We start from the raw sequence: 23,934 nt of genomic DNA, 5'->3' as shown, positions 1-23,934 counted from the left end.
TGGAACGGGGCCGGGGCATTGCTAACCCGGAAGAGGGTGTGTCTCAGGGCTTGGGCGTGGCCTTGAGACGGACGAAGAGCTTGCCGTCCACGGCATTGCTCCGCGGGATTTTCACCATGATGTTGTCAAAGGTCGGATTGCTCTGGTCGATGAACACCACACCATCCGCGGGATCCGTGTCGGGAATGGCGATGTCGGTCCATGAGCTCAGGTTGGTGCCCCACTGGACGGCCACGTTCGTGTCCTGCTTCGACTGCGTGCTGCGCAGGAAGTAGAAATAGAGGTAGTCGTTGTCCAAGCCCTGCACCGGCAGTTCCGCCGACGTAAATGCCAGCGGATTTGCCATCAGCACGTACTCGAGCAGGTTGGCGAGACTGTCATTGTCTGGATTCTGGGTGGGTCCGTTGTTGCCGGAGGTGAGGCCGTTGGTGCCCGCCCACGAGGCGTAGCCGGTGGACTGGGTGAGCACGATCTGCTTGTTGGCGGTGTCGTAGTTGACGTTGTAGCCGAACGGTGCGGAAGCGAACGTTCCCGTCAGTGTGCCGGTGTAGGTGGCGATCACGTAGGAGGGCGCGGTGAAACCTCCGCCGAGGAGCGAAACCGAGAGGCTGCCGCCGAGGGTGAGGTTGCCATTGACGACGAGTTTGTCGGCATTGGCTCCATCCACCTCGATGGCGAGGGTGCCGGTAAGCGCGGAGGCTCCAGTGGTGAGGGTGCCGGTGCTATTGACTCCGGGGGCGATGGTTCCTGCACTGGTCAATGCGCCGGAGATGGTGCCACCGCCGGTGAGCGTGGTGCCAGCCGCTGCGGTGACCGCACCAGTGCCGGTGGCGGAACCGCTGGTATTGGCCACGATCAAGGTGCCCGCGCTCAGCGTGGTGCCCGCAGTGTAGGTGTTCGCTCCGCCGAGCCGTAACGTGCCTGCTCCCGATTTGGTCAGGGCGTTTCCGGAGACGACACCCGACACGTCGAGGTCTATGCCGCTGGCGGTGGTGCCGGACGCGACCGAGACAGGGAGGTTGTTGGTGTCACGGATCAAGATCGGTGAACTGAACACGGACGTGGTCGAACTGGCGTTGGACGTGATGCCGTAGGAGTTGGTGAAGTTGAACGCGCCACCTGTGGAGCTGACAGTGCCCCCGGTCATGCTGACATTCGTGGTGAAGCCTTCGTTGCCACCGGAGGTGTTGTTCAACGTTCCGCCGTTGAGCGTGAGAGTGGTGACTTGGGTGCCGACGGTATAGCCGAGCGCGTCACCCACCGTGGTGGTCACGGTGGCGCCACTGTTGATCGTCAGCAGACCACGGATCGTACCCGCCGGACCGCCGAGACCGAGCGAAAGCGTGCCACCGTTGACGATGGTGCCGCCGGTGTAGGTGTTCGCCGCGCCGGTCAGAGTGAGGGTGGAGGCGCCCGATTTGGTCAGACCGCCGATGCCGCCGATCACGTTCGCTCCGGATGAGGTGATCGTGTAGTTCTTCGTGGCCGCGTTTGCCGTGATCGATGCCGGCTGCACGGCTCCGCCCAGGGCGATGGCAGTGGTCACGCCGGTGTCATCGAACGTGACGGCATCGCCTTGGAAGAACGCATCGGTTTCACCGCTGCCGGTGGTGTTCCAGCGCAGGTTGGCGCCGCCCACGTTCCATTGGCCGCCGGAGGTGCCGTTCCAGACCAGTGCCTTGTTGCCGAGGTCCACGGTGATCTTGTTCGCTGCCACGTTGAAGACGGCCTGGCGGTAGTTGGCGGCGTTCGCCAGAGCCAGGTTCGCCGCGGTGCCGGTCACCGCGCCGGTGTAGTTGAGCACGGTGATCACGCCGCCACTCGCCGCGGTGGTGAGGTTGACGGTGGTGGTGGCGTTGACCGCCACGTTGCCGTTCACGGTGAGGGCTCCTGCCACCGGGTTCACCGAGAGGTTCGATCCGGCAGCAAGGGTCAGCGACCCGCCGCTGTTGATCGAGCCGATGCCTCCCAGCGTCGAGCCGGATGCTACGGTGACAGCCGTAGCTCCGAGGCTACCGTTCAGGTTGACCGTGGCATTGGTGATGGTGGTGGGACCGGTGTAGGTGCTCGCTCCGGTGAGGGTGAGGGTGTTCACGGCTCCGGTGATGCCCAGCTCCAGGCTCCGGGAGCCGCCGCTTTCCACGATGGGACCGCTGATGGTGCCGGAGGTCTGGTAGGTGGTGATGCGGCTGTTGCCGGTGAGCGTGATCGTGCCGGATACCGTGCCGCCGTTGATGCGGAGAGCGCCGAGCGTGCCCGCGTTTTCCGTCCAGCCGTTGCCATTCAGGAAGAAGTTGTTCGTGTAGGTGCCTCCTCCCAGGAAGAACTGGCCGCCCGGGCCGGTGACCGTGAGAGGGCCGGTGCCTCCCGCGGTGGCGGACGAGGTGAGGGTGGCGCGGGCTCCGGTGACAGAGAGGGGGCCGCTGAAGCCGCTGCTATTGCCGTTCAGGGTGACTTCGGAGGCATTCGTCGCGGCTCCGGTGTTCGTGCCGGTCAAGGTGATGCTGCCGGTGCCGCTGAAGGCGTTCGAGAACGCCAGGGAGTTCGCCGCGCGCGAAACGGCAAGCGTGGCTCCGCTGGCGATCGAGACGGTGCCGCTGCCGATGGTCGCGGTGTTGCCAAGGCTCAGCGTGCCCGCGCTGATCACACCCGCTCCGGTGATCGTATTGGCCGCGTTCAGAGTTGCGGTGCCCGCGGTGGTTTTGGTCCACGTGCCTGATCCCGTGAAAGTCGCGCCAGCCGTGCCGGATTGGAGATCCAGCGAGGTGGGGGTGACGGTGGCATTGTTGAAAGTGCCGCCCGCCAGCGTCACGGAGGAGGGGGTCACCTGCTTGCCGCTCAGATCCAGCGTTCCGCCATTGACCGTGATGCTGCCGGTCATCGTGTAGGCCGTGGTGCTGGCGATCGTCAGCGTGGAGGAACCGCTTTTCACCAGCGAACCACCGCCCGTCAGCGTGCCGGTGGAGCCGAAGGTGTAGTTGCCATTCGAATTGTTCACCGTCACGACGGATGGCGCGAGCGTGCCGGTGAGGTTCACCGTCTTGGCCGTGCCGGAAAGCAGTGTGTCGTCGAACGTGACTGCATCGAAGGCCTGGAAGGCATCATTCGAACCGCCGTTGTTGAAGTTCAGCAGCGTGTTGTCCCAGGTGCCGGTGGCGACTCCGGCGGCGGAGGCATTGTTCCACACGAGGTTCGCGCCTGTGCCGGTGAGGACGAGCTGGAGCTTGTTGCCGGTGACCACCACCGAGCCCGTGGCGCGGGTCGTGCCGTAGGTGGAGAGGTTTAGTACGGGAGTTCCCGTACCCGTGATGCCGCCGGTGGCGGTGATCAGATCGTAGGTGCCGGTGGTGGCATTGCCGAGGAGAGGAGCCACGTTGATCGTGCCTCCATCCGCCAGGTTCAACACCCCGGTCAGGTTGGTGGTGCCACCAGTAAGGGCGGGGGTGGACAAGGTGGAGTTGTTTGCCGCGGCGATCGTGGAGAAGGTCTTGCCCGCCACATCGCTGCGGAAGGTGCCGGTGGCATTCACGGTAATGCCGGAAGTGGCCAGAGTGCCGTTCGCGCCGATCTCCAGCACGCCGCCATTGATGGTGGTGGTGCCGGTGTAGGTATTCGCGCCGGTCAGGATCTGGGTGCCGGTACCGGCCTTGGTGATATTGGCGGCGGCGGCGCTGTTGACCAGCGTGCCGGTGAAGGTGCCGCTGCCATTGTCCACGCCGAAGGTGAAGGTGGAATAGCCGGCGCCGGTGTAGCCGGACTTGATGATGCCGCTACCGGTGAGTGCGTCCACGCGGATGTTCGCCTCCACACCGTCGAAGGTGCCCGCAGCGGCCACATTCAGGTCGGAGAGGTTGCTGGTCCACACTTCGTTGGCATTGCTGCCGCCGGTGAAGATGCCGGCCTGTACGTCGATCAAGCCTCCCGAGCCCATCGCGAAGGTCCCTGCGGTGGAGCCCCAGATCAGGGTGCCGGTCTGGGTCTTGCGCAGGGTGCCGGTGCCGGAGATGCTCGCATTGACCGGCATCGACTGGTTCTGCATTTCCAACACCGCTCCGGTGGCGATGCTGTAGGACGGGGAGCTGTTCGTATTGGAGAGCACCAGCAGGCCCCCATTCACCGTGGTGGCACCGGTGTAGGTATTGGCAGCGGACAGGGTGAAGGTGTCCGTGCCGGTTTTGGTCAGCGCTCCGCTGCCGGAGATGATGCCCGCCAGAGTGGTGGCGATCGTATTGGGACTGCCGATGGTGGTGGTGGTGCTGGTAGCCAGCGAGATCGTGCTGTTGACGGTGGCGCCGGAACCGAGGTTCCTGATCGCGCCGCCGTTGGAGGTGATGCCGCGGGTGATGTTGGTCCCGGTGGTGCCGTAGAGGCCCAGCGTGCCGTTGGCATTGATGGTGACGGTTCCTGTTCCCTGGAGGACCGAGGTGGTTTCCACGCTCAGGATGCCGGCATTGATCGTGATGCTGCCAGGAGTAATCGAAGCTCCGACCAGACTGAATTGGTTGGTTCCTTCCTTGGTCAGCGTGAACCCGGCCAGATCGAGTGTCGGCGTGGTGCCGGGACGGATGTCAAAGCGTCCAGTGCCACCCAGCGTCGCGTTGCCCGCCAACACCAGCTTGTTCACCGCATTGAGTTGGTCCGCACCCGTGTTGACCAAGGCTCCCGCTCCTCCCACACCAGTGCCGGAGATGGTGATGATTTCCGTGGTCGTGAGCGCCTGGGCGTTGATGTCGAGCGTCGCACCGCTGAGGACGGTGGTGCCATTGCTGGTGCCAGCCAGACCGAGGGCGGCCGCGTTGCCCGCCTTCAGGGTGCCCGCGCTGACGGTCAAAGTGCCGCTGTAGGTGTTCGCCCCTGAAAGAGTGAGAGAACCCGTGCCGTTTTTGGTTAAGCCGGCGGTACCGCCCAATACGGAGGCTACCGTCGAATTGTTGGCTCCGGTGTCGATGAACGGCGCTCCGGTCAATGTGATCGTGCCGCCGGTGACGGTGTAGCCGGTGGTGGAAAATGTGAGGGAAGGGGTGCTGACGGTGCCGCTGACGGTGACGGTTCCGGCCACTCCGGGAAAGACGGCGTCCGAGCCATCCGTCCATGTGACATCCGTGCCTGCGGTGGCGGTGGTGTCCCAGTTGGTGGTCGCGCCGGTGCTCCAGGTGCCAGCTCCGCCATCCGCATCCGCGGTGGTGGAGTTGCCATCCCAGTAGAGGCTGGCCGCGTGCAACGGGGCTTGGACCGCCAGGGTAAACGTCAAGGTGGTAAGCAGGCTCAGGAGCCTGTTTTGATGGATATTTTTTGGTTTCATGGGCTGCAACTAACGTTCTTATCGGGAAAATGTTGGATTTTGCCCGATAATGCCCGTTATTAGTGGGGCCGTTTCTGCTCCTTTTCCAGTCATAACACACCGGAATTTGCGTCTCCTCGATTCGCGATGAAGGAGCCCGGATCGGCTGATGCTCCATGAGTATTTTTCATTTTGATCATTGGGTTGGGTGCAACAAATTCATCCTCAAATTGCGTCTCTTGAGGGGGTCGGCAGGCGGATGGGACTTATTTGGAGCCAACCGTTAGGGGACGATCTTTACATGACCGGCCGCGTGTGTAGGCTGATGCCGCTGTTTCTCCCCCTGATCCCCCTGAATGTTTTCCCAACCCCAACAACCCGATCCGGATCGGGAGTTGGTCGCACGTGCCCGTGAGGGCGATACCCGCGCCTTTGACGCGCTGATCCTCAAATACGGCGACAAGCTCTACGGCCTGGTTTACAACATGACCTCCCACAAGGAGGACACGCATGATCTTCTGCAGGAGATCTTCGCGCGGGCGTACCAATCGCTGGGGAAATTCCGCGGGCAATCCACGTTCTACACGTGGATCTATCAGATCGCCGTGAACCTGACGCTGAATTTCCTCAAAAAGCGGAAGCGTCGTTCCGGCATCAGCCTTCAGGACCCGGATTCATCCGTGAAGGACGATCCGGCGCTGGTGGACACCGGGCACGCATCCAATCCGGAGCAGCAGAGCCACCTCAACCAGCTCCAGCTAAAATTGAACGAAGCCATGCGGAAGCTGTCTGATTCCCACAGAACGGTGGTGACCCTGTTCGACATCCAAGGGATGCCCCATGGGGAGATCGCGAAGGTGTTGAAGGTCTCGGAAGGCACCGTTCGATCGCGGCTCCACTACGCGCACCTTCAGCTCCAGTCGTTCCTTCAGGAATGGTGGGATCAGAGGTTTTAAAAAAGTCCTTGTCAGACGGGTGGAAATTTTATAAATCTTAACCATCCCCGTCGTGAAACCCTCGGTCGAACAAATCGGAAACCTGCTGGCCCTCAAGCGCGAAGAGCGCCCGGAAGAGGGATACTGGCAGGATTTCCTGTGCGAGTTCCACCAGCGCCAGCGCGAGGCCGCCGTGAAACGGTGGACTCCGGCCGGTGTCTGGCAGCGCACGACTGCTTGGTTCGGTGAACTGGGGAGCACCAAGTGGCTCTACGGAGCCGGTCTCGGTTACGCGACCATCATGGCCGCGTTCCTGTTGATCCCGCGTCCCGCCGATGTCGAGCAGGCACCCGTGGTGCCGGTGAAGCATCAGGTGGTCCCCGCTCCAGCACCTCCGGTCGAGCAACTCGACGAGCTGGACCTCGGGCCCACGACCCAGGGTAGCGTCGGCGAGCAGGTGTTCTGAGCGCCGCATGGTCCGGACCGCCATCTCACGCCTTGCCCGGTGCGGCATCGGCTTTTTTTTCCTATCGGCAGGACTGCATCCCGCCTGTGCCCAGGTGGCGAAGTGGGAGGTCGTGTTTCCCGCTGCGGCGGGTGGTGTTCCGGCGAAATCAATCGCCACGCCTTTGGAGGAAGGCGGGATGCTTGTTGCCGTGGCGCTTCCTGGCACGGATGCCACACGTCCGGGGGCGACCCGCGCTGGGCAACCGGTGCAGGCCGAGGTCGTGGGCATGGATTCCGTTTCCCGGCTTTGTTTTTTGAAAACCCCGCTGGCTTCCGACCGGCTGGCTTGGGCGAAAACGGCTCCCTACACGCCGGGCACTCCGTTGCACGCTCCGGGGCCGGTCAAGGCACGGGCGACCGGCTGGGTGAAGCAGATCGGAACGAAGGTGCTGCCCTTCGCCCTGCTGCGGATCAATTTCGAAGGAGCGGTGCCACCTACGGGAACCCCGGTAAGCACGGACGATGGCCGCGTGGTGGCGCTCGTTTACCAATCGGCCGGCAATGGCGACAGTGCCTACGCGATTCCGGTGGAGGCGGTGCAGCGTGTGAAGGCGGATGTCTGCGGCGGCGGCAAGCTGGCCCGCGGATGGCTGGGCCTTTCCCTGCGCGCCGAATCCCCATCGCCACAGGTGATGCGGGTGACGCCGGACTCTCCGGCTTCCAAGGCGGACATCCGCCCGAATGACGTGCTGCTCCAGGTGGGAACGCGGCAGGTGGCGAACTATGCCGATGCCGCGAACGCGTTCTTCTATTTGATCCCGCGGGAACCCGTGGACTTGAAGCTGCTGCGCGGCACCCAGGAGATCTCCGTGACCGTGAGTCCCGTGCCGGCTCCCTCCGGAAAGTGAGTTGGACTCCTTTCGAACAGGGCCGGAATGTCCTTGCTCCCCGCGTCTGGCTCCGGTCCTTCTTCCGCGCGTGAAACTGATTCTCGCTTCCGCATCGCCGCGCCGTCGTGAATTGCTGGCCGCGGCCGGGCTTTCGTTCGGGGTCGTGGCTTCTCCGGCGGAGGAGATTCATGATCCGGCGATGCCGCTTGACCAACTCTGTGAGGAAAACGCCGCGCTCAAGGCCGAGGCAGTCGCCGTGGATCATCCGGATGCGACGGTGATCGGGGCGGACACGCTGGTCTATATCGACTGCGAGCCTATGGGGAAACCGCGTTCCCCGGAGGAAGCCCGCGCGATGCTGCGGAAACTTTCCGGGCGCTCTCACACCGTCTGCACCGGCGTGTGTATCATCCGTCCCGGCGGTGTCCGCGAAACCTTCCATGCGCTGACCGAGGTGGAGTTCCGCGAGCTGGATGACGCTGCGATCGAGGGCTATCTGGCCCTCGTTCATACCCTCGACAAAGCCGGTGGCTACGGCATCCAGGAGCATGGCGACCGCATCGTCAGCGGCATACGCGGCAGCTACAGCAATGTGGTGGGACTGCCCGTGGACGAGGTGGTGGAAAGGTTGTTGGGCGAACGGTAAATCGGATTGCGGGCGGCGGGGGATTGGACGATGAATCGCGCATGGCATTTCCGCCGCGCTATCCGCTGCTGTTCAACCCGAAGGCGAGAAGCCAGAGGGGGCAGCGGACGTTCCGTTTCCTGATGGAACACTCCAACCGGTTCTACCTCTGCGCCACCAATTCGTCTGATGAAGCCCGCGATCTGGCATCGCGTTTCGCGGCGGAAGGCGAGCCGGTGGTGATCGCCGCCGGTGGTGATGGCACTCTCAATGCGGTGGTGTCCGGGTTGGCGGGATCGCAAACGGCGTTGGGCGTGCTGCCCGCTGGAACGATGAACGTTTTCGCCCGCGAACTTGGCATTCCTTACGACAATCTCCTCAAGGCCTTCGAGGTGATCGAGCGCGGCCATGTTCGTGAGATCGATTTGTTCGAGGCGAACCGTGCGCCCTTCATGCAGATGGCCGGGGTGGGCTTCGATGCGATGGTCATCGAGGAAACCACCTGGGAAACCAAGAAGATGCTTGGGCCGCTGGCCTATCTGCTTTCCGCAGTGAAGGTGCTGGGCGAGAAGCCGCCGCGCATGGAAGTGATTTGCCGCGATGGTCGCCGCGTGGAAGGCGTGGCCGTGCTCGCGGGGAATGGTTCTCTCTACGGCGGCCAGTTCCGCCTCTTCCGGATGGCGGACAACCAGGACTCGATGCTTGATGTGCTCGTGTTCAAGGAAGCGGGTTACAAGCTGGTGCTCGATTCTCTCAAGGGGCTTGCGCTGGGTGGCGTGGATCTGGCTGCCTCCACCGAGTATTTCCAGTCGGAGGACTTCACCGTCATCGCCGAACGTGAGGTGCCGGTCCAGGTGGATGGCGAATTGCTCGGCCGCGCGCGCAAGGTGTGCTTCTCGGAAAGCCCGCGCCGTCTCCGCGTGCTCGCGCCGGAAGATCCGCTGCCGGGCAGCCGCTTTGTCGAGGTGATGAAGGCGATGATGTTGTGGCCGAAACGGATTGCCGATCCGGCCACCAAGGCGGGCGCATGAAGGGGCAGGCTCCATCCAGGTGGAAGCGGTACCTGCGCCGTTTCCTGAAAGCGTGCGGTCTGGTGATCCTGCTCGTCGTCTTGTTCGTGGGGTATGCGAATGTCGCTCCGATGATCGCTTCCCGCGGACGGCTGTTCAATGATGCCGCGTCCGTTCCGCACCGCCGTGCCGGTCTGGTGTTTGGCTGTGACCATCGTATCGAGGGACGGGAGAACCTTTATTTCCGCTACCGGATCGATGCTGCCGCGGATCTGTGGAAAGCGGGAAAAATCGATTTCGTGATCGTTTCCGGGGACAATCGGGAGCGGAATTACAACGAGCCGGAGGCGATGAGACAGGCTTTGGTGGCGCACGGCGTGCCCACGGACCGCATTGTCGGAGACTTCGCCGGACTGCGGACCCTGGATTCCGTAGTCCGGGCCAAGGAGGTGTTCGGGGTGACGGAGATCGTGTTCATCACCCAGCGATTTCAGAACGAGCGTGCGATCTATCTGGCAGAGGCTCATGGCATTGATGCCGTGGGTTACAATGCGCGGGATGTCGAGGGCAGGGGGGGATACAAGACCCACCTCCGCGAGATTGGTGCGCGGGTGAAAATGTGGCTTGATGTCCGCGTGCTCGGAACGCGTCCGAGGCATCTTGGTGAGAAAGTCGGTCTGCCTGAAATTCATTGAATCGGTGGCAAAATGGCCATCCAGCATGACCTTTGTTGTCTTTTGGTGGGCGACCTGCTTACGTCGCACGGGTTTGCAACGTGATCGCGTAATGGCGGAGGTGGCGCCCCGCCGGTTTAGAACTTCTTGAATTTAACAAAAGCAATGGAACTCGTTGGGGACACCTCACAAAGCGTCATTACGTGCCGCAATAGCCAAGGGACAGAGCTGACAGCCAACTTGCTGAGAATCAAGCGGTACTCCGTCGTTTTCGAGGTATACAACCCCTATAGTATCCTCCAGCTCTCCGAAGTCCTTTCCGACTTCCGGATCATGGCCTCGAGGCGGTTGCTCTACCACGGCAAGGCCGTGATCAGCAACTTGTTGAATACCGGCATCGTCCTCGTTTGCGAAGCCACGCTCGATGAAGGCTGGGTCGAGGTCGATTTCCTCTCGTCCGTTGCGGGCAATGCCGACATCGGCGGCCAGTTCACGTCCTTCATGACGGAGTGGAAGTCCGCAAACCAGGTCCAGGACCCTTTCAAGCTGGTGGTGGCGGACATGGCGAACATGCTCAATGGCGTGCAGCACTGGCTCACCGGGGTGGATGTGGGTATCCGCACCACGGTCACGCGCCGCCGGGATGAACTGGAGCAGGAGATTTTCTCGAACGTCCAGGCCCGGGTGGTGGAGGAAGTGCTGCCGTCGATGGAGCGCTTCGAGAAGGTCGCGCGCGAGGTCGGTGATGAGGAGTCCGCCGTCCACAAGTCCTACGTCCGACGCGAGTTGCATCCGATCGTGTTGTGCTCGCCATTCCTCTACCGCACCTACACCAAGCCGCTCGGATATGCCGGTGACTATGAGATGGTGAACATGATGTTGAGGAATCCCTACGAAGGTTCTTCGGCCTTTGCGAAAATTCTCAACTTCGCATTGCTCCACACCGAGCCCGTGGTGGCCCACCGCAATCGCATCGACTATCTCATCGAGACATTGATCCGCGAGACCCGCAGCCGCGTCGGCCGTGCGCGGACCCGCGTCTTCAACCTCGCCTGCGGACCTGCCGTCGAGATCCAGCGCTTCCTGCGTGAACACGACGAGAGCGACCTGATCGAGATCGACCTGTTGGACTTCAACGCGGAAACGCTGGAATACACCCGCGAGCGCATCCAGGAGGCGCGCATGGCCGGTGGCCGTGAAACCGCGGTCCGTTACTTCCAGCGGTCGGTCCACCAGTTGCTGCGTGCCGCTTCGCAGGGAGGTGAGGAGGAATTCACGGGCTATGACGTGGTCTATTGCGCCGGTCTTTTCGATTATCTTTCCCAGCGCGTGTGCAAGAAGCTGGTCGAGTTGTTCGCCACCATGGTAAAGCCGGGGGGCCGGGTGATCGTCACCAACGTGGCGGCCAGCAACCCGCGCAAAGCCTGGATGGAGTATCTGATGGAATGGAATCTCATCTATCGTGACAACAGTGAGATGGAGGATCTGGTGCCTGACAACGTCCCGATCAAGTCCACCACCATCACCGCGGATGCCACCGGTGTGAACCTGTTCCTGGATATCGAAGTCGGAAATGGCTGATCCGGTCCAGAGCCAGAAGGCGGTGGATCCCGCCGTGCTGGAACAACAGTTCCGCGACTACGAATACGACGTGGCCGTGGCGAACGACCGTCGCGCCGCCGTGCTCGCCGGATTGTTCATGCTCGCCGGAGCTTCCCTGGACTGGGTGGTGTATCCGGAACTGGCTTGGAAATTCCTCGGTCTGCGGGCATTCAGCTCGCTGTTGCTGGGCGTGGTGTTCTTCCTGCTTTCCCGCGCGGCGGTGAAGCGCCCTCCGGCTTGGATTTCCCAAGCCATCCCCGGTCTTCCGACCTTGGCGATCTGCGCGATGATCGCACTGACCGGTGGTGGTGATTCGCCCTACTACGCGGGTTTGAATCTGGTGCTGCTGGGGCTGTCGATCCTGCTGCGCTGGTCGTTCCGGCGGACCCTGGTGATGGTGCTGTTGTGCTTCGTGTTCTTCGCGGTGGCGGTCATGGTGGACAATCACGAGGCGAACGGCCGGATCCTTTTCAACAACTCCTACTTCCTCTTCGTCACCGCGGTCTTCGTGCTGGTGGGGAACCACGCCTATGAGCGGCTGCGTTTCCGGGAGTTCGTGCTGCGCAAGGAGGTGGAGGAAGCCCGAACCCAGCTCGAGTCCCAGAACCGCCAGCTCAGTGAACTGGACGAAGCCAAGACCCGCTTCTTCGCAAACATCAGCCACGAACTGCGCACGCCTCTCACCGTGATGCTCGGCATCACCGAGCGGCTGGCGAAACTGCCGCCGCTGCAGAACGATCCGCGCGGTGCGGAAATGACCACCTTGCTCGGGCACAACGGCCTGCGCCTTCTCAAGCTCATCGACGACCTCCTCGACCTCGTCCGCTTCGACACCGGCCACGCCGATGTCGTCCGCCAGGCCACGGACCTCCAGCCGCATCTGGATGGCATGCTGCGTTCCCTCCGCCACCTCGCGGAGCAGGACCATGTGGCCCTCGTTTGGCAGGTCCGCGGCGGCGATGCATGGATGGTCGACCGCGACAAGTTCGACAAGATCGTGCTCAACCTGGTGGTGAACGCCATCAAGTTCACCCCGTCCGGCGGCAGCATCGAGGTCATCACGGAAGTGTCGGACGGCATGCTCCAGCTCTCGGTGGCGGACACCGGAGTCGGGATTGCTCCGGAGGTCCTGGAACATATCTTCGAACGCTTCTGGCAGGTCGATACTTCCTCGACCCGCAAGTTCCAGGGTGCGGGCATCGGTCTCGCCTTGGTCCGCAGCCTGGCGGAGGCGATGGAAGGGGAGGTGAAGGTGGAAAGCCAGGTGGGCCACGGCACCACCTTCCGCGTCCATTTTCCGGTCCAGGCCGCCCCGGCCAAAGCGGCGGACGAGCCGGAGGAGGAAGTCGAGTCGGACGGCGGGGTGATCGCCGATTTCCACCGCAAGGCCGCGCTCTCCATACCCTCACGCGCCGCACCGGTCCAGTCGCCGGTCAATGGCTATGGCGCGAAGCAGCCGATGTCGATCGGGCGTCGCACCGGTGTCCGCCCGCTCGTCCTCATCGCGGATGACGAGCCGGACATCCGCCGCTTCCTGCGCATGCAGATGGATGACGTGGATGTCATCGAGGCGGGCGATGGAGCACAGGCCCTTCAACTCGCGCGCCAGCACCAGCCGCAGCTCGCCCTTCTCGACCACATGATGCCGGAGATGGACGGCGTGGAAGTCTGCAAGGGCATCCGCGATCACCATGCCACCCGCGGTGTCTCGGTCATCATTCTAACCGCCCGCGCTGATGAACAGACCAAGCTCGCCGCGCTGGAGGCCGGTGCCAGCGACTTCCTGACCAAGCCTTTCTCCACCGCGGAGCTGTCGCTGCGCTTGGAAAACCAGCTCGCCATGGCGCGCATCCGCCGCGAGATGTCGGACCTCAACCACGAACTCCAGGCCGCCCTCGACCAGATCAAGGAGAACGAGGTGCTGCTGATCCGGAACGAAAAGCTCTCCGCCCTCGGCCGCATGAGCGCGGGGCTGATCCATGAGATCAACAACCCGCTGAACTACTCCCGCGCCGGCCTCCACGCGTTGGAGACATTCTCCCGCTCGCTGCCGGAGGATGATCGCGAGGACTATGCGGACATCGTCGGAGACATCCGCGAGGGCGTGGAGCGCGTTTCCCAGATCATCGCGGACCTGCGCCAGTTCACCCGTGAAGATCCCGGCGTGGATGGCGATGCCGATCTTGTGGACGTGGTCGAGCGTTCCCGCCGCATGGTCAGCCACCAGATGGGCCACGACGTGACTCTCAAGGTGGACGCGCCCACGATGGCTCCGATCTGCGGCAATACCAACCAGCTCGTCCAGGTCTTCATCAACCTGTTCCAGAACAGCATTGATGCCATCCGGATGCGCAATGAGGCGGACCCCTCGGACAAGGTCGCCGGAGCGCTGGACGTCTCCATCGAGTCCGCCGGCAATTCATGGATGGTGACCGTCCTTGATAACGGTATTGGCATCCCGCCGGAAAACGTACAGAAAATCTTCGACCCGTTCTTCACATCCAAGGATGTGGGGAAGGGGATGGGCCTCGGCCTCAGCATCACCCATCAGATCCTCCAGCGTCACCGCGCCCAGGTCGAAGTGGAAAGCCGACCCTGCGAGTTCACACGCTTCCGCCTTCTTTTCCCCGTCTCCGGGGAGAAGCCGGTCGCAGCCCTCTCATCCAGTTCTCAATCCAGCCCAGACTGACATGCCAGACCCCGAGCAATACGACTACCAGCGTTACGCCATTCTTTTCGTCGATGACGAAGAGAAGACCCGGAAGTACTTCCGGCGCCTCTTTGGCGACAAGTTCCGCATCCTGGAGGCCGGGGATGGCATCGAGGCGCTTGACGTGTTCCGCCGCCATGCGTCCGAGATCGGCATCATCGTCACCGACCAGCGGATGCCGAACGAGACGGGGGTGGGCTTCCTCTCGAAGATCGCCGGAGACTATCCGGACATCATCAAAATCCTCTCCACCGCCTTCTCGGACATTGATGCCGCCATCGGCTCCGTGAACGACGGCGGCATTTTCCGCTACATCACCAAGCCTTGGGACATCCCCCAGCTTGAGGTGACCCTGCGCCGCGCGATGGAGTTCTTCTCCGTGAAGCGCGAGCGTGATGCTCTCTTGTCCGCGAAGATGCAGGCCATGGGCAACGTGCTCATGTCCAGTCGTCTCGCCGCCTTCGCCCTGGCTCCTGTCTGTGCCGGCATCAAGGTGCACCGTGCGGGGGAGGCGGTCGCCTCCTTCATCAAGATCGGGGTTTCGGGCCGTGGGGATTCGGGTGGTGACGCCGGGCTGCGTTCGCCGGATTGGGCCAAGCTGCATGATCGCCAGGTGGAACTGGCATCCGCCCTGGAAAACGAACTTCCCGCCGCGCTGAAGGTCGATGGCCTCTCATCGCGCACCGAGGCTCTCGCCGCCGCGCTCGAAACCGCCGGGGCCAGAATCAGTGTGGCCGGAGGAGGGGAGGGCAGCCGCCTTTCCTCCGATACCGACCCGACCCCGGGACTGATTGACGTTCTGCTGGGCCGCAGCGATGATTCCGCCGCCACCAAGGCGTCCGTGAAGACGCTCGCCGCGCTGATGTCCATCTACGATGCCGGTGGCAGCGTCCGCCGCGTCCGGGGGGCGGGCCTTACCCTTGACGTGGGCACCGCTCCCGCCAAGCCCACTGGCGCCGCTGGCACGGAAACCGCCCGTTGGTTGTTCGATGACGACCTCCTCATCTCGTCCGCGCTTGGCCTGATCTGATTTTCCGGTCATTGCCGGAACGGCTCATGGGCGGCAGTGCGATGGCACTGCCGCCCTTTTTGCATCCCGCGAAAGGGCAATATGCACGGGAGCGGCAAAGAGGAAAATGACCGCAGGCCTTTTTTTGTAAATTTGACAGTTCGGGTTCCTAAAGGTATACACCCAATGTCCTGTTCACAACCAGCCCTTGTCCCCAACCGTGAAACGTCGTGACGTCGAGGTCGTTCATCGCAACGGCCAGATCCTCGTGCTATGCGCGCGAGAACCCATGCCTTTGTCCTTGGCATCGGTCGCCCGTACCACCTGCTACCGGGTTGACCGGATGTGTCAGGTCGTCGGAATTTCCGAGCGCCACCTGCGCCGTGTTTTCGAGGAAGGCCTCGGAATCACGCCAAAGGATTGGCTGCGCCGCGAGCGCATGGTTGCCGCGCGCAACCTGCTTCGTGAAGGCCATTCCGTGAAAGAGGTTTCCATCGACCTCGGATTCGCGTCTCCGAAGATTTTCGCCCGCGAGTTCCAGCAGTTTTACGAAGTCTCGCCGACCGACTTCCAGCGGAAGGATTTCTCCTACCGTCTATCCGTGGCCTGAAGACCGGGCCCGTCCGGCCCGTCCGATTTCGCAGCCCGGTGGTTTTTCAAACCAGCCGGGCTTGCCATGTACCTGCAGGCCAGCGGGTGCCCGATCCATCCGGATGGATGAAGATCCCGCCGTGATCGATGTGGAAGAACGCGACTTGGTCGAATCGTGCCGCGAATTCAGCCGCCATTGCCAGACCGGCTGTGTCGAAACCCCAGCCCGGCTCTTGATGCAGCAGGTCTGGTGAGGCGCCCGTGACCCGGAAGGGCTGCAATCCGCGGGCGGATAGCTCGCGGTGCAGTTCCAGATCCGCGTGAGCGTTCTCCTCGGCGGAGGCCTGCGGATTCCGGCGTGGGTTGAAGGCGGTGACCACCGCGAAGGTATCGGGCCAGCCGCCGACTGGTGCCTCTGCCCGGAACACGGTTTGGAAGTATTCCGGTGGTACCGGGAAGAGGTGCCGTTCCACCAGGGTGGCCACGTCTTTGAAGGTGCCGTCGGCCGGGGCTTCACCGTTCAAGACCATGAGGGGTACTTGCTCGCGGGTATGGTCGGTACCCCGGTGGTAGGGGTCGTTGCCATGATCACCGGTGACGATGAGCAGGTCGTTCGGACCGACATGGCCGATGAACTGGCCGAGCCAGTCATCGAACTCCCGCAGCGCCCGCGCATAACCTTCCGGATCACGGCGGTGGCCGTAGACGCTGTCGAAGTCGATCAGGTTGGCAAAAATGAAATGCGGTTGGTCCCGCTGCTCCGCCCACAGCCGGGCGATGGTGGTCATTCCGTCCGCATTCGAGACGGTGGGCCGGGAAACATCCAGCCCGGCACCGGCGAAAAGGTCTTCGATTTTGCCGATGCCGATCGTCTGGACACCGACGTTTTGCAGCCGGTTCAGCGTGGTGACAGGTGGTTGCAGCGAGTAGTCGTGCCGGTTTGCGGTGCGGTGGAAGGTGGCGGGAGAATCTCCGAGGAAGGGACGTGCGATCACCCGGCCGACGCGCACGCCGCGCTCGTCCAGCACCTCCCGGGCCACGCGGCAGAGGGAGAGCAGCCGTTCCAAGCCGAAGATCGTGGGATCCTCATGCGCGGCAATCTGGAGCACGCTGTCGGCACTGGTGTAGAGGATCGGCTTGCCGGTGGAGACGTGTTCTCCGCCCAGCGACTTGAGAATTTCGGTGCCGGAGGCGGCCACGTTGCCGATGAATTTCGCTCCGCCGCGTTGCTCGATCTCCCTCACCAGATCCTGCGGGAATTGGGGAAAAGTGGCGAAGGGTCTGGTGAGGACGGCTCCCATGAGCTCCCAGTGGCCGGTGGTGGAGTCCTTGCCTGTGGAACGCTCCGTGAGGATGCCGTAGGAGGCATGGGAACGCAGCATGGGCGTGGACAGCGGAAAGGCGCGGTGCGTGCGCTTCAGGGCCTCGTAGAGGCCGATGGAGGCCAGGTGGGGAAGCTCCAGTCCGGGCAGATGCTCGAAGAGATGCCCGAGGGTATCTGCACCCGCATCGCCATAGACCGCGGCATCCGGCGCGCCCCCGCAGCCGACCGAATCCAGCACAATCAACAACGCTCGCCGGGCCATGCCTCATATGTGGCACGGATCGGCCCGTTTTACAGCCATTTCCTCCATGGGTCCTGACAGAAAGTTGAGAAAATTTTTTGAATAAAGTTCATGCTAGGGCATCCTATCTCCAGAAAGGAGAAAACAACAGGAAGGAGGTGGCAGCATCTCCGACTCCTGATAGATTCCATCATCCATATTACCCATGCCTCTCGACAAACTGACCGTCAAACTTCAGGAAGCGCTGCAATCCGGCCAGCAGCTTGCTTCCAAATCCGCCCATGCGGAGTTGAAGGGCGCGCATGTTCTGCTCGCCCTGCTCCAGCAGGAGGGTGGCATCACCGTTCCCATTCTCCAGAAAGCCGGGGTCGATGTTCCACGGCTCAAGGCCGCCGTCATCACCGCGCTCGACCGTGAACCGCGGCAGAGTGGTGCATCCTCGCAGCCGCAACTCAGCTATGGCCTGCGTTCGACCTTGGACGAGGCCGACAGCGTCCGCGAATCACTCGGCGATGATTTTCTGAGTGTGGAGCACTTCATCGTCGGTCTGCTCAAAGCGGACACGCCCGCGGGCAAGCTGCTCAAGGAAGCGGGCCTTGATGAGAAGAAGGCACTGGAGGCCATCAAGAGCGTCCGTGGCTCACAGAAGGTCACCGATCAGGATCCGGAAGGAAAATACCAGACGCTGGAGAAATACGGCACCGACCTCACCGCCCGCGCCCGTGCTGGCAAGATCGACCCCGTCATCGGCCGCGATCATGAGATCCGCCGCGTGATGCAGGTGCTCTCGCGCCGCACCAAGAACAACCCCGTGCTCATCGGTGAGCCCGGCGTTGGCAAGACCGCCATCGTAGAAGGTCTCGCCCGCCGCATCGTTTCCGGTGACGTGCCGGATTCGATGAAGAACAAGCGCGTGATCGTGATGGATCTCGGTGGCATGCTCGCCGGGGCCAAGTTCCGCGGTGAATTCGAGGAGCGTCTCAAGGCCTTTCTCAAGGAAGTCACCGAATCGAATGGCGAGATCATCCTCTTCATCGATGAGTTGCACACCATCGTCGGCGCGGGAGCCAGCGAGGGCGCGGTGGACGCGTCCAACCTGCTCAAGCCCCAGCTTGCCCGCGGCGAACTGCGGACCATTGGCGCGACCACGCTGGATGAATACCGCAAGTACATCGAGAAGGACGCCGCGCTCGAGCGCCGCTTCCAGCCGGTGATGGTGGGCGAGCCGTCCGTGGAGGACACCATCGCCATCCTGCGCGGCCTGAAGGAGCGCTATGAAGTGCACCACGGCGTCCGCATCCAGGACGGCGCGCTGGTGTCCGCGGCCATGCTTTCGGATCGCTACATCGCCGACCGCTTCCTGCCGGACAAGGCTGTCGATCTCGTCGATGAGGCCGCCTCGCGATTGAAGATCGAATTGGATTCGATGCCGACCGAGATCGACACGATCGAACGCCAGATCCTCCAGCTTGAAATGGAGAAGAAGGCACTGGAGAAGGAAACCGACAAGGCCAGCCAGGCGCGCTTGGAAAAGGTCAAGGAGGAGCAATCCAATCTCAAGGAGCAGTCCGCCGGCCTCATGGCCCAGTGGCGTAATGAAAAAAGCATCATTGAGCAGGTCCGCACCGCGCAGGAGAAGATCGATTCTCTGAAAACCGACGCCGAGAAGGCCCAGCGCATCGGCGACCTCAGCCGCGCCTCGGAGATCACCTATGGGGCTATCCCCGCCGCGCAGAGGGAGCTGGAAGTTGCCCAGCAGCAGCTTGCGGAACTCCAGAAGAACGGCGCGATCCTGAAGGAAGAGGTTACCGAGGAGGATATCGCCCGCGTGGTGTCCTCATGGACGGGCATTCCCGTGTCCCGCCTCCAGGAAGGCGAGAAGGAAAAGCTCGTACACATGGAGCAGCGCCTCGGCGAACGCGTGATCGGCCAGAAGAAGGCGATCAAGGCGGTGTCGAACGCGGTCCGTCGCGCCCGTGCCGGACTTCAGGACGAGAACCGCCCGCTCGGCTCGTTCCTGTTCCTCGGTCCCACCGGTGTCGGCAAGACCGAGTTGTCCAAGGCGCTCGCCGAGTTCCTCTTCGATGACGAGAACGCGATGATCCGCATCGACATGTCCGAATACATGGAGAAGCACAGCGTTTCCCGGCTCATCGGCGCGCCTCCCGGCTACGTCGGCTACGACGAGGGCGGCCAGCTCAGTGAGACGGTACGACGCAAGCCGTACTCCGTGGTGCTCTTCGACGAGATCGAGAAGGCCCATCCGGATGTCTTCAACGTGCTGCTCCAGGTGCTGGATGACGGCCGCATCACCGATGGCCAGGGCCGCACCGTGGACTTCCGCAATACGGTGCTGATCATGACCTCGAACATCGGCAGCCAGTACATTCTGGATGAAGAGAACGCCGAGCAGCGCGAGGCCAAGGTGCTCGATGCCCTGCGCGCGCACTTCCGTCCGGAGTTCCTCAACCGCATCGATGAGACCATCATCTTCGACCGCCTGCGGCGCGACGAGCTGACCTCGATCGTGGACATCCAGCTCGACCGCGTGCGCAAGCGCCTCGCCCAGCAAGGCCTCGCGCTGGCGCTCACGGAAAAGGCCAAGGAGTTCCTGGGCAATCAGGGCTACGATCCGGTGTATGGCGCGCGTCCGCTGAAACGTGCGATCCAGCACCACCTGCTCGATCCGCTCAGCCTCGACCTGCTCGATGGCAAGTTCACCGATGGCGACGTGATCGAAGCCGATGTGGACCACGGCACGATGCTGTTCCGCAAGGCCTGAGCCGTCTCCTCCAACGCCCGCGGGAAACCGCGGGCGTTTTTGCATTCCAGATTGTGCGGTAAATCACCCTTGCGTGCTGCCAAATGGCGGACTAGATTATGCCATATGACGCAGGTGAGGATCGGAAGTGAAAACCAGGGGAAGGACTTTTCCCTGTACTTCTGGACGCCAGGGGCTCCGGAAGCGGAGATGCGTGCGGCGCTTCGGAAAAAATGGGACTGGGTGGTCCCAACTCATGCGACCTCCACGGGGCGCTATGCCATTCTGCTTTCGAATCTTCTCCGGGTTTATCAAGAGCCTGAAAAAGCGACGGTGGATGATATACGCGGTGCGATTGAGAAGGGATTGAACAAAGAAGCGTTCAACCGTCTCAAAATCGCCCTTGATGCTCCTTCGGGCGAACTTTCCAAGGTGGTCAGGATTCCGGAGCGTACCATTGCACGTCGGGAAATATTCAAGCCGGACGAGTCCGAGCGTATTCTTCGCGTTGCATCCGCTTTCCAGCGTGCGATTGAAGTTCTGGGTTCTCTCGATACGGCACGCCGTTGGTTCTCGAGCGCCAAAAGGGCTCTCGGAGGCAAGACGCCCATGGAATTCTGTGACACGGAACCGGGAGCGGAAGAAGTTGCCAATTTGCTCGGGCGCATTGAACACGGCGTGTTTTCATGAGCGTCACCGCTTATCGCATCACAAAGACCAAGCACCTCGCCTCGGCGTTTGATGGAGAGGGCGCAAGGCTGTATGGAGGCCGGTGGAATTCACAAGGAACCCGTATGGTTTACGCCGCCTCTTCGATCTCCCTGGCCACTTTGGAGATCCTCGTCCATACGGATGATGTTTCGATGATCATGGGACAGTACAGCACCATTCCCATTGGTATCCCCGAGGCATTGATCCTACGGGTCTTGTCGAAGGACTTGCCCGCCGGTTGGTTTTCTCCCGAACCTCCATCGGCGACCCAGATTTTTGGTGACGAATGGATACGCAGCGGCCGTTCTGCCGTGATGGCGGTTCCAAGCGCGGTGACAAACGAAGAATCGAACTATCTGTTGAATCCGGCCCATCCGGATTTCGCCGCCCTCTCCATAGGTCAGGCGGGCCTGCTCCGCCTTGATACCCGCCTGCGTTGAAAGGTCGAGATTCGCTGGGAAAAGAAGTTGGAAACCGGGAGCCATTGCGAATCATCCGGCCTTTTGGGTAAAAAAATTCCAGCCCATGCGCCTTTGCCTTATCGCTGACACCCACGGAAAGCATGACTACCTCCTGCTTCCGGAGGCGGACCTGCTGATCCATTGCGGCGACATGTGCGAGTACAGTGATCCACGCCCCGATCCGCTGGGTGAGATGGATGATTGGTTCAAGGCCGCTCCGGCGAAAGACGTGATCTGCATCGCGGGGAACCACGATCGTTCCCTCGAACGCCGGTCTCCGGGCAGCTCGCCGCCCTTTCCCCACGCGACGTATCTGGAAGATTCCGCGACCACCATCGGCGGCCTGATTGTCTACGGCTCACCCTGGTGCCCGAACCTTCCCGGTTTCGCCTTCTACGCAACCGACGATGAGCTCCGCGAGCACTGGCGGAAGATTCCGGAAGGGATCGACATCCTCGTCACCCACACGCCTCCCCACGGCATCCTGGACACGCCGTCGCGGAGCCGGAGACACCTTGGATGCCCGATCTTGTTAGAAGAACTGAAGCGCATCCGTCCGCGTCTCCACGTATTCGGGCATGTGCATGCCGGGTATGGCCGCAAGCAGAGCGGCGATACTCTGTTCGTGAACGCCGCCTCCTTTTCCACCGGCGGCCATGAGCCGCGGCCGCCATGGGTGGTGGAGATGTGAAGTGGATGGGCATGCCACCTGGACATGCGGGAGGCCGTCATGAGCTTGAGGCCCCCCGCATGAAGCCGGGTGTTGAGCACAGCTTTGCCGGCCGGTCGATTTCGAGGGGGGGAGCGGATCGTCCGACCGGGTGTCAGGCCTATCCACTGGAGGCGGGGATATGTCCATAGCCGGAACGATTTCCAGCAATAGTGGTCGATATTCTGCATCCATTCATCCGATGATGCAGGCATGTCAGAACGGTCCCCCGATGGTGTATCTAACAGAATGCTCTGGAGGCAGCTTGCTTTGATCGCCGCCAGCCATCCGGCGGAGCCTGCCGTGGATCTGGCCCTCTCCTGTCTGGGCTCCTGCCATCGCGTGGACCGCGTGTGGATCGTGCGTTACAACGAGCCGCTGACCCACTTCTGGAACACCCATGAATGGACCCGGGACGGGGTTTCCCAGCACGTGGAGGACCTGCAGGCGGCTTCCGTGGACATGATCCGGTGGATGCAGAAACCCTTGATGGCCGGGAAGATCGTGCCGAATCCGGATACCGAGCTGCTGCCGCGGCAGGCCCGTGCCTACCAGGCGGAACTCCGCCGCCAGCGCATCCGTTCCAGCATCAACGTCCCCCTGCATCATGAGGGCAGGCTGCGCGGAATTTTCGGCTACGACATGGTCCGCCGCAAGGTCGCATGGAGTGCCTCCATGCAGGCGTGTCTAACAGATGCGGCGGCGTATGTCGCGGCCCTGCTTTATTCCCGCGGCGGAGATGTGCCTGCTCCGGCGTCTCAGCCGTCTCCGAGGGTTCTTCACATCCGCAGCGGCGGGATCGTGGTGTCCGTGGAGCGGGATGATCTCGTGCTGATCGAGGCGGATGGGGATTACACGCATCTTCATTTCGCAAGCCGTCCGCGGTTCACCGAACTGCGCAGCCTCAAGTCCTGGGAGTCCCAGTTGCCGGAGGAGGAGTTTCTCCGCATCAGCCAGCGCCATCTCATCCGCCGCGCCCGCATCCGGCGGCTCGACCGATCTGCCGCGGATGGATGGCGGCTGCACCTGCACGATTGGTCCCTGCCGCTCGCCGTCGGCCGGACCTACCGCCACCGTGTCCGCCAGCACCTGGGGTTTTGAAGGAAGGCGGGACGCGTTTGTCCGAATCGTCGCAATGCCGGGCTTTCAGGGGGCATGGGCGGCGGCTTTCATGCAGGAAGACCGAATACCTTCCTCATGGACTCCGTTTCCTCAAATTCGCGGCGCGTGATGCTCAAGCGCTTCATTCTCGGCAGTGTCTCCTCGATGGTCGCACCGGCATGGGTTGGCCGGGTGCTGGCGGAGGTATCGGAACCGATGGCAGGGCCCGCCCAGATCCGGTTGAAGCTGGTGGATTTCCCGGTCTTGCAAGCCGCGGGTGGATCGGTGCAGGTGGAGTTCAGCCAGATCTCGAAGCCCTTCACCTTGAACCGGGTCTCGGCCGCGGAGTTCGTGGCACTCGATTCGCGTTGCACCCATGCCGGATGTACGGTGGGGAAGTATGTGGTGGCGGACGGCCGCATGCGCTGTCCCTGCCACGGTTCCCGCTATGACATCCGCGGTCGTGTCTTCCGCGATGCGGAAGGCAACTCCACCGAACCCGCGCCGCGGGACATCGAGCGCTTCGCCTCTTCCTATGATCCTGTCACGCAAATGGTGGCGATCACGATCCCGGGTCTCGGGTTCGGCATCCGCTCCATCAGCGTCCAGCCGCCCGGCCGGATGAAACTACGGTTCTCCGCCAGCGCCTTCTCGAAGTACGAAATCCTTTATTCGGAGACGCTGAACGGAACCTTCACGCGTGTATCATTCGCGACCACCCCCACCGGTGCCGCGAACCAGACCTCCATCCAGACCACGGCGGACGGCATCGTGCCGCTGGAGGTCTATGTCGATGCTTCCGGGCCGAAGGGCTTCTACGTGGTTTCGCTGGTTCTCAAGGAGGTGTGAGCG

Annotated in this window: 18 protein-coding genes and 1 pseudogene; 16 read left to right on the top strand and 3 right to left on the bottom strand. The window is 62.4% G+C overall.

What is annotated here, in order from left to right:
- Positions 1–43: 43 nt before the first annotated feature.
- Positions 44–5,302, bottom strand: a complete 5,259-nt coding sequence (locus KBB96_RS21200; protein WP_211629636.1) for a beta strand repeat-containing protein — start codon at positions 5,300–5,302, stop codon at positions 44–46.
- A gap of 335 nt (positions 5,303–5,637) precedes the next feature.
- Here KBB96_RS21200 and KBB96_RS11745 point away from each other — a divergent pair, with 335 nt between their 5' ends.
- The 10 genes from KBB96_RS11745 (at position 5,638) to KBB96_RS11700 (ending at position 15,793) form a co-directional block, all read left to right on the top strand.
- A complete protein-coding gene (locus tag KBB96_RS11745) occupies positions 5,638–6,237 on the top strand; it encodes an RNA polymerase sigma factor (RefSeq protein ID WP_211629635.1) in 600 nt (199 codons plus the stop codon).
- Positions 6,238–6,289: 52 nt separating this feature from the next.
- Entirely contained in the window at positions 6,290–6,682 is a 393-nt protein-coding gene (locus KBB96_RS11740) for a hypothetical protein (RefSeq protein ID WP_211629634.1), read from the top strand.
- A gap of 7 nt (positions 6,683–6,689) precedes the next feature.
- Entirely contained in the window at positions 6,690–7,571 is an 882-nt protein-coding gene (locus KBB96_RS11735) for a PDZ domain-containing protein (protein WP_211629633.1), read from the top strand.
- Between the two features lie 70 nt (positions 7,572–7,641).
- A complete protein-coding gene (locus tag KBB96_RS11730) occupies positions 7,642–8,199 on the top strand; it encodes a Maf family protein (RefSeq protein ID WP_211629632.1) in 558 nt (185 codons plus the stop codon).
- Positions 8,200–8,240: 41 nt separating this feature from the next.
- Positions 8,241–9,209 (top strand): diacylglycerol/lipid kinase family protein, encoded by a 969-nt coding sequence (locus tag KBB96_RS11725; RefSeq protein ID WP_211629631.1) that lies wholly within the window; start codon positions 8,241–8,243, stop codon positions 9,207–9,209.
- Positions 9,210–9,271: 62 nt separating this feature from the next.
- Positions 9,272–9,883, top strand: a complete 612-nt coding sequence (locus KBB96_RS11720) for a SanA/YdcF family protein (protein ID WP_211629630.1) — start codon at positions 9,272–9,274, stop codon at positions 9,881–9,883.
- Positions 9,884–10,195: 312 nt separating this feature from the next.
- A complete protein-coding gene (locus tag KBB96_RS11715; RefSeq protein WP_211629629.1) occupies positions 10,196–11,443 on the top strand; it encodes a class I SAM-dependent methyltransferase in 1,248 nt (415 codons plus the stop codon).
- The gene (locus KBB96_RS11710) at positions 11,436–14,153 is read left to right on the top strand and encodes an ATP-binding protein (RefSeq protein ID WP_211629628.1); all 2,718 of its coding nucleotides are present in this window, start codon (positions 11,436–11,438) and stop codon (positions 14,151–14,153) included. The genes KBB96_RS11715 and KBB96_RS11710 overlap by 8 nt, the downstream gene beginning before the upstream one ends.
- 1 nt (position 14,154) lies before the next feature.
- Entirely contained in the window at positions 14,155–15,204 is a 1,050-nt protein-coding gene (locus tag KBB96_RS11705) for a response regulator (RefSeq protein ID WP_211629627.1), read from the top strand.
- A gap of 199 nt (positions 15,205–15,403) precedes the next feature.
- Positions 15,404–15,793, top strand: a complete 390-nt coding sequence (locus KBB96_RS11700; protein WP_211629626.1) for a helix-turn-helix transcriptional regulator — start codon at positions 15,404–15,406, stop codon at positions 15,791–15,793.
- 46 nt (positions 15,794–15,839) lie between these two features.
- On the opposite strand, the gene KBB96_RS21335 is transcribed toward KBB96_RS11700, so the two are convergent.
- Positions 15,840–16,154 carry a DUF3293 domain-containing protein gene (locus tag KBB96_RS21335; protein WP_386780351.1) on the bottom strand — a complete coding sequence of 105 codons (315 nt, stop codon included), beginning with the start codon at positions 16,152–16,154 and terminating at the stop codon, positions 15,840–15,842.
- Between the two features lie 57 nt (positions 16,155–16,211).
- A pseudogene (locus KBB96_RS11695) lies at positions 16,212–17,360 on the bottom strand (phosphopentomutase); the annotation flags it as partial.
- 184 nt (positions 17,361–17,544) lie between these two features.
- Between KBB96_RS11695 and clpB the strand changes: the two are divergent.
- The 6 genes from clpB (at position 17,545) to KBB96_RS11665 (ending at position 23,931) form a co-directional block, all read left to right on the top strand.
- On the top strand, positions 17,545–20,121 hold the full coding sequence (gene clpB / locus KBB96_RS11690; RefSeq protein WP_211629624.1) for an ATP-dependent chaperone ClpB: 2,577 nt from the start codon (positions 17,545–17,547) through the stop codon (positions 20,119–20,121).
- A gap of 105 nt (positions 20,122–20,226) precedes the next feature.
- Complete coding sequence (gene parS, locus KBB96_RS11685) at positions 20,227–20,790, top strand: type II RES/Xre toxin-antitoxin system antitoxin (RefSeq protein WP_211629623.1); 564 nt, start codon at positions 20,227–20,229, stop codon at positions 20,788–20,790.
- On the top strand, positions 20,787–21,251 hold the full coding sequence (locus KBB96_RS11680; RefSeq protein WP_211629622.1) for an RES family NAD+ phosphorylase: 465 nt from the start codon (positions 20,787–20,789) through the stop codon (positions 21,249–21,251). Before parS ends, KBB96_RS11680 begins: the two co-directional genes overlap by 4 nt.
- An 85-nt stretch (positions 21,252–21,336) precedes the next feature.
- Complete coding sequence (locus KBB96_RS11675) at positions 21,337–21,963, top strand: metallophosphoesterase family protein (RefSeq protein ID WP_211629621.1); 627 nt, start codon at positions 21,337–21,339, stop codon at positions 21,961–21,963.
- Positions 21,964–22,230: 267 nt separating this feature from the next.
- Positions 22,231–23,082, top strand: coding sequence for a LytTR family transcriptional regulator DNA-binding domain-containing protein (locus KBB96_RS11670; protein ID WP_211629620.1), 852 nt, complete (start codon positions 22,231–22,233; stop codon positions 23,080–23,082).
- Between the two features lie 96 nt (positions 23,083–23,178).
- Positions 23,179–23,931 (top strand): Rieske (2Fe-2S) protein, encoded by a 753-nt coding sequence (locus tag KBB96_RS11665; RefSeq protein ID WP_211629619.1) that lies wholly within the window; start codon positions 23,179–23,181, stop codon positions 23,929–23,931.
- The last annotated feature ends 3 nt before the right edge of the window (positions 23,932–23,934 follow it).

The sequence above is a fragment of the Luteolibacter ambystomatis genome (assembly GCF_018137965.1).
GTDB lineage: Bacteria > Verrucomicrobiota > Verrucomicrobiia > Verrucomicrobiales > Akkermansiaceae > Luteolibacter > Luteolibacter ambystomatis.
Note: the sequence above shows the minus strand (reverse complement) of the source record. Positions and strands in the feature narration are given on the sequence as shown.

Bases quoted from the DNA above. Each gene is read 5' to 3' on its own strand.
- KBB96_RS21200 (WP_211629636.1), bottom strand. From the start codon at position 5,302: ATGAAACCAAAAAATATCCATCAAAACAGGCTCCTGAGCCTGCTTACC.
- KBB96_RS11745 (WP_211629635.1), top strand. From the start codon at position 5,638: ATGTTTTCCCAACCCCAACAACCCGATCCGGATCGGGAGTTGGTCGCA.
- KBB96_RS11735 (WP_211629633.1), top strand. From the start codon at position 6,690: ATGGTCCGGACCGCCATCTCACGCCTTGCCCGGTGCGGCATCGGCTTT.
- KBB96_RS11725 (WP_211629631.1), top strand. From the start codon at position 8,241: ATGGCATTTCCGCCGCGCTATCCGCTGCTGTTCAACCCGAAGGCGAGA.
- KBB96_RS11715 (WP_211629629.1), top strand. From the start codon at position 10,196: ATGGCCTCGAGGCGGTTGCTCTACCACGGCAAGGCCGTGATCAGCAAC.
- KBB96_RS11710 (WP_211629628.1), top strand. From the start codon at position 11,436: ATGGCTGATCCGGTCCAGAGCCAGAAGGCGGTGGATCCCGCCGTGCTG.
- KBB96_RS11705 (WP_211629627.1), top strand. From the start codon at position 14,155: ATGCCAGACCCCGAGCAATACGACTACCAGCGTTACGCCATTCTTTTC.
- clpB (WP_211629624.1), top strand. From the start codon at position 17,545: ATGCCTCTCGACAAACTGACCGTCAAACTTCAGGAAGCGCTGCAATCC.
- parS (WP_211629623.1), top strand. From the start codon at position 20,227: ATGACGCAGGTGAGGATCGGAAGTGAAAACCAGGGGAAGGACTTTTCC.
- KBB96_RS11680 (WP_211629622.1), top strand. From the start codon at position 20,787: ATGAGCGTCACCGCTTATCGCATCACAAAGACCAAGCACCTCGCCTCG.
- KBB96_RS11675 (WP_211629621.1), top strand. From the start codon at position 21,337: ATGCGCCTTTGCCTTATCGCTGACACCCACGGAAAGCATGACTACCTC.
- KBB96_RS11670 (WP_211629620.1), top strand. From the start codon at position 22,231: ATGCTCTGGAGGCAGCTTGCTTTGATCGCCGCCAGCCATCCGGCGGAG.
- KBB96_RS11665 (WP_211629619.1), top strand. From the start codon at position 23,179: ATGGACTCCGTTTCCTCAAATTCGCGGCGCGTGATGCTCAAGCGCTTC.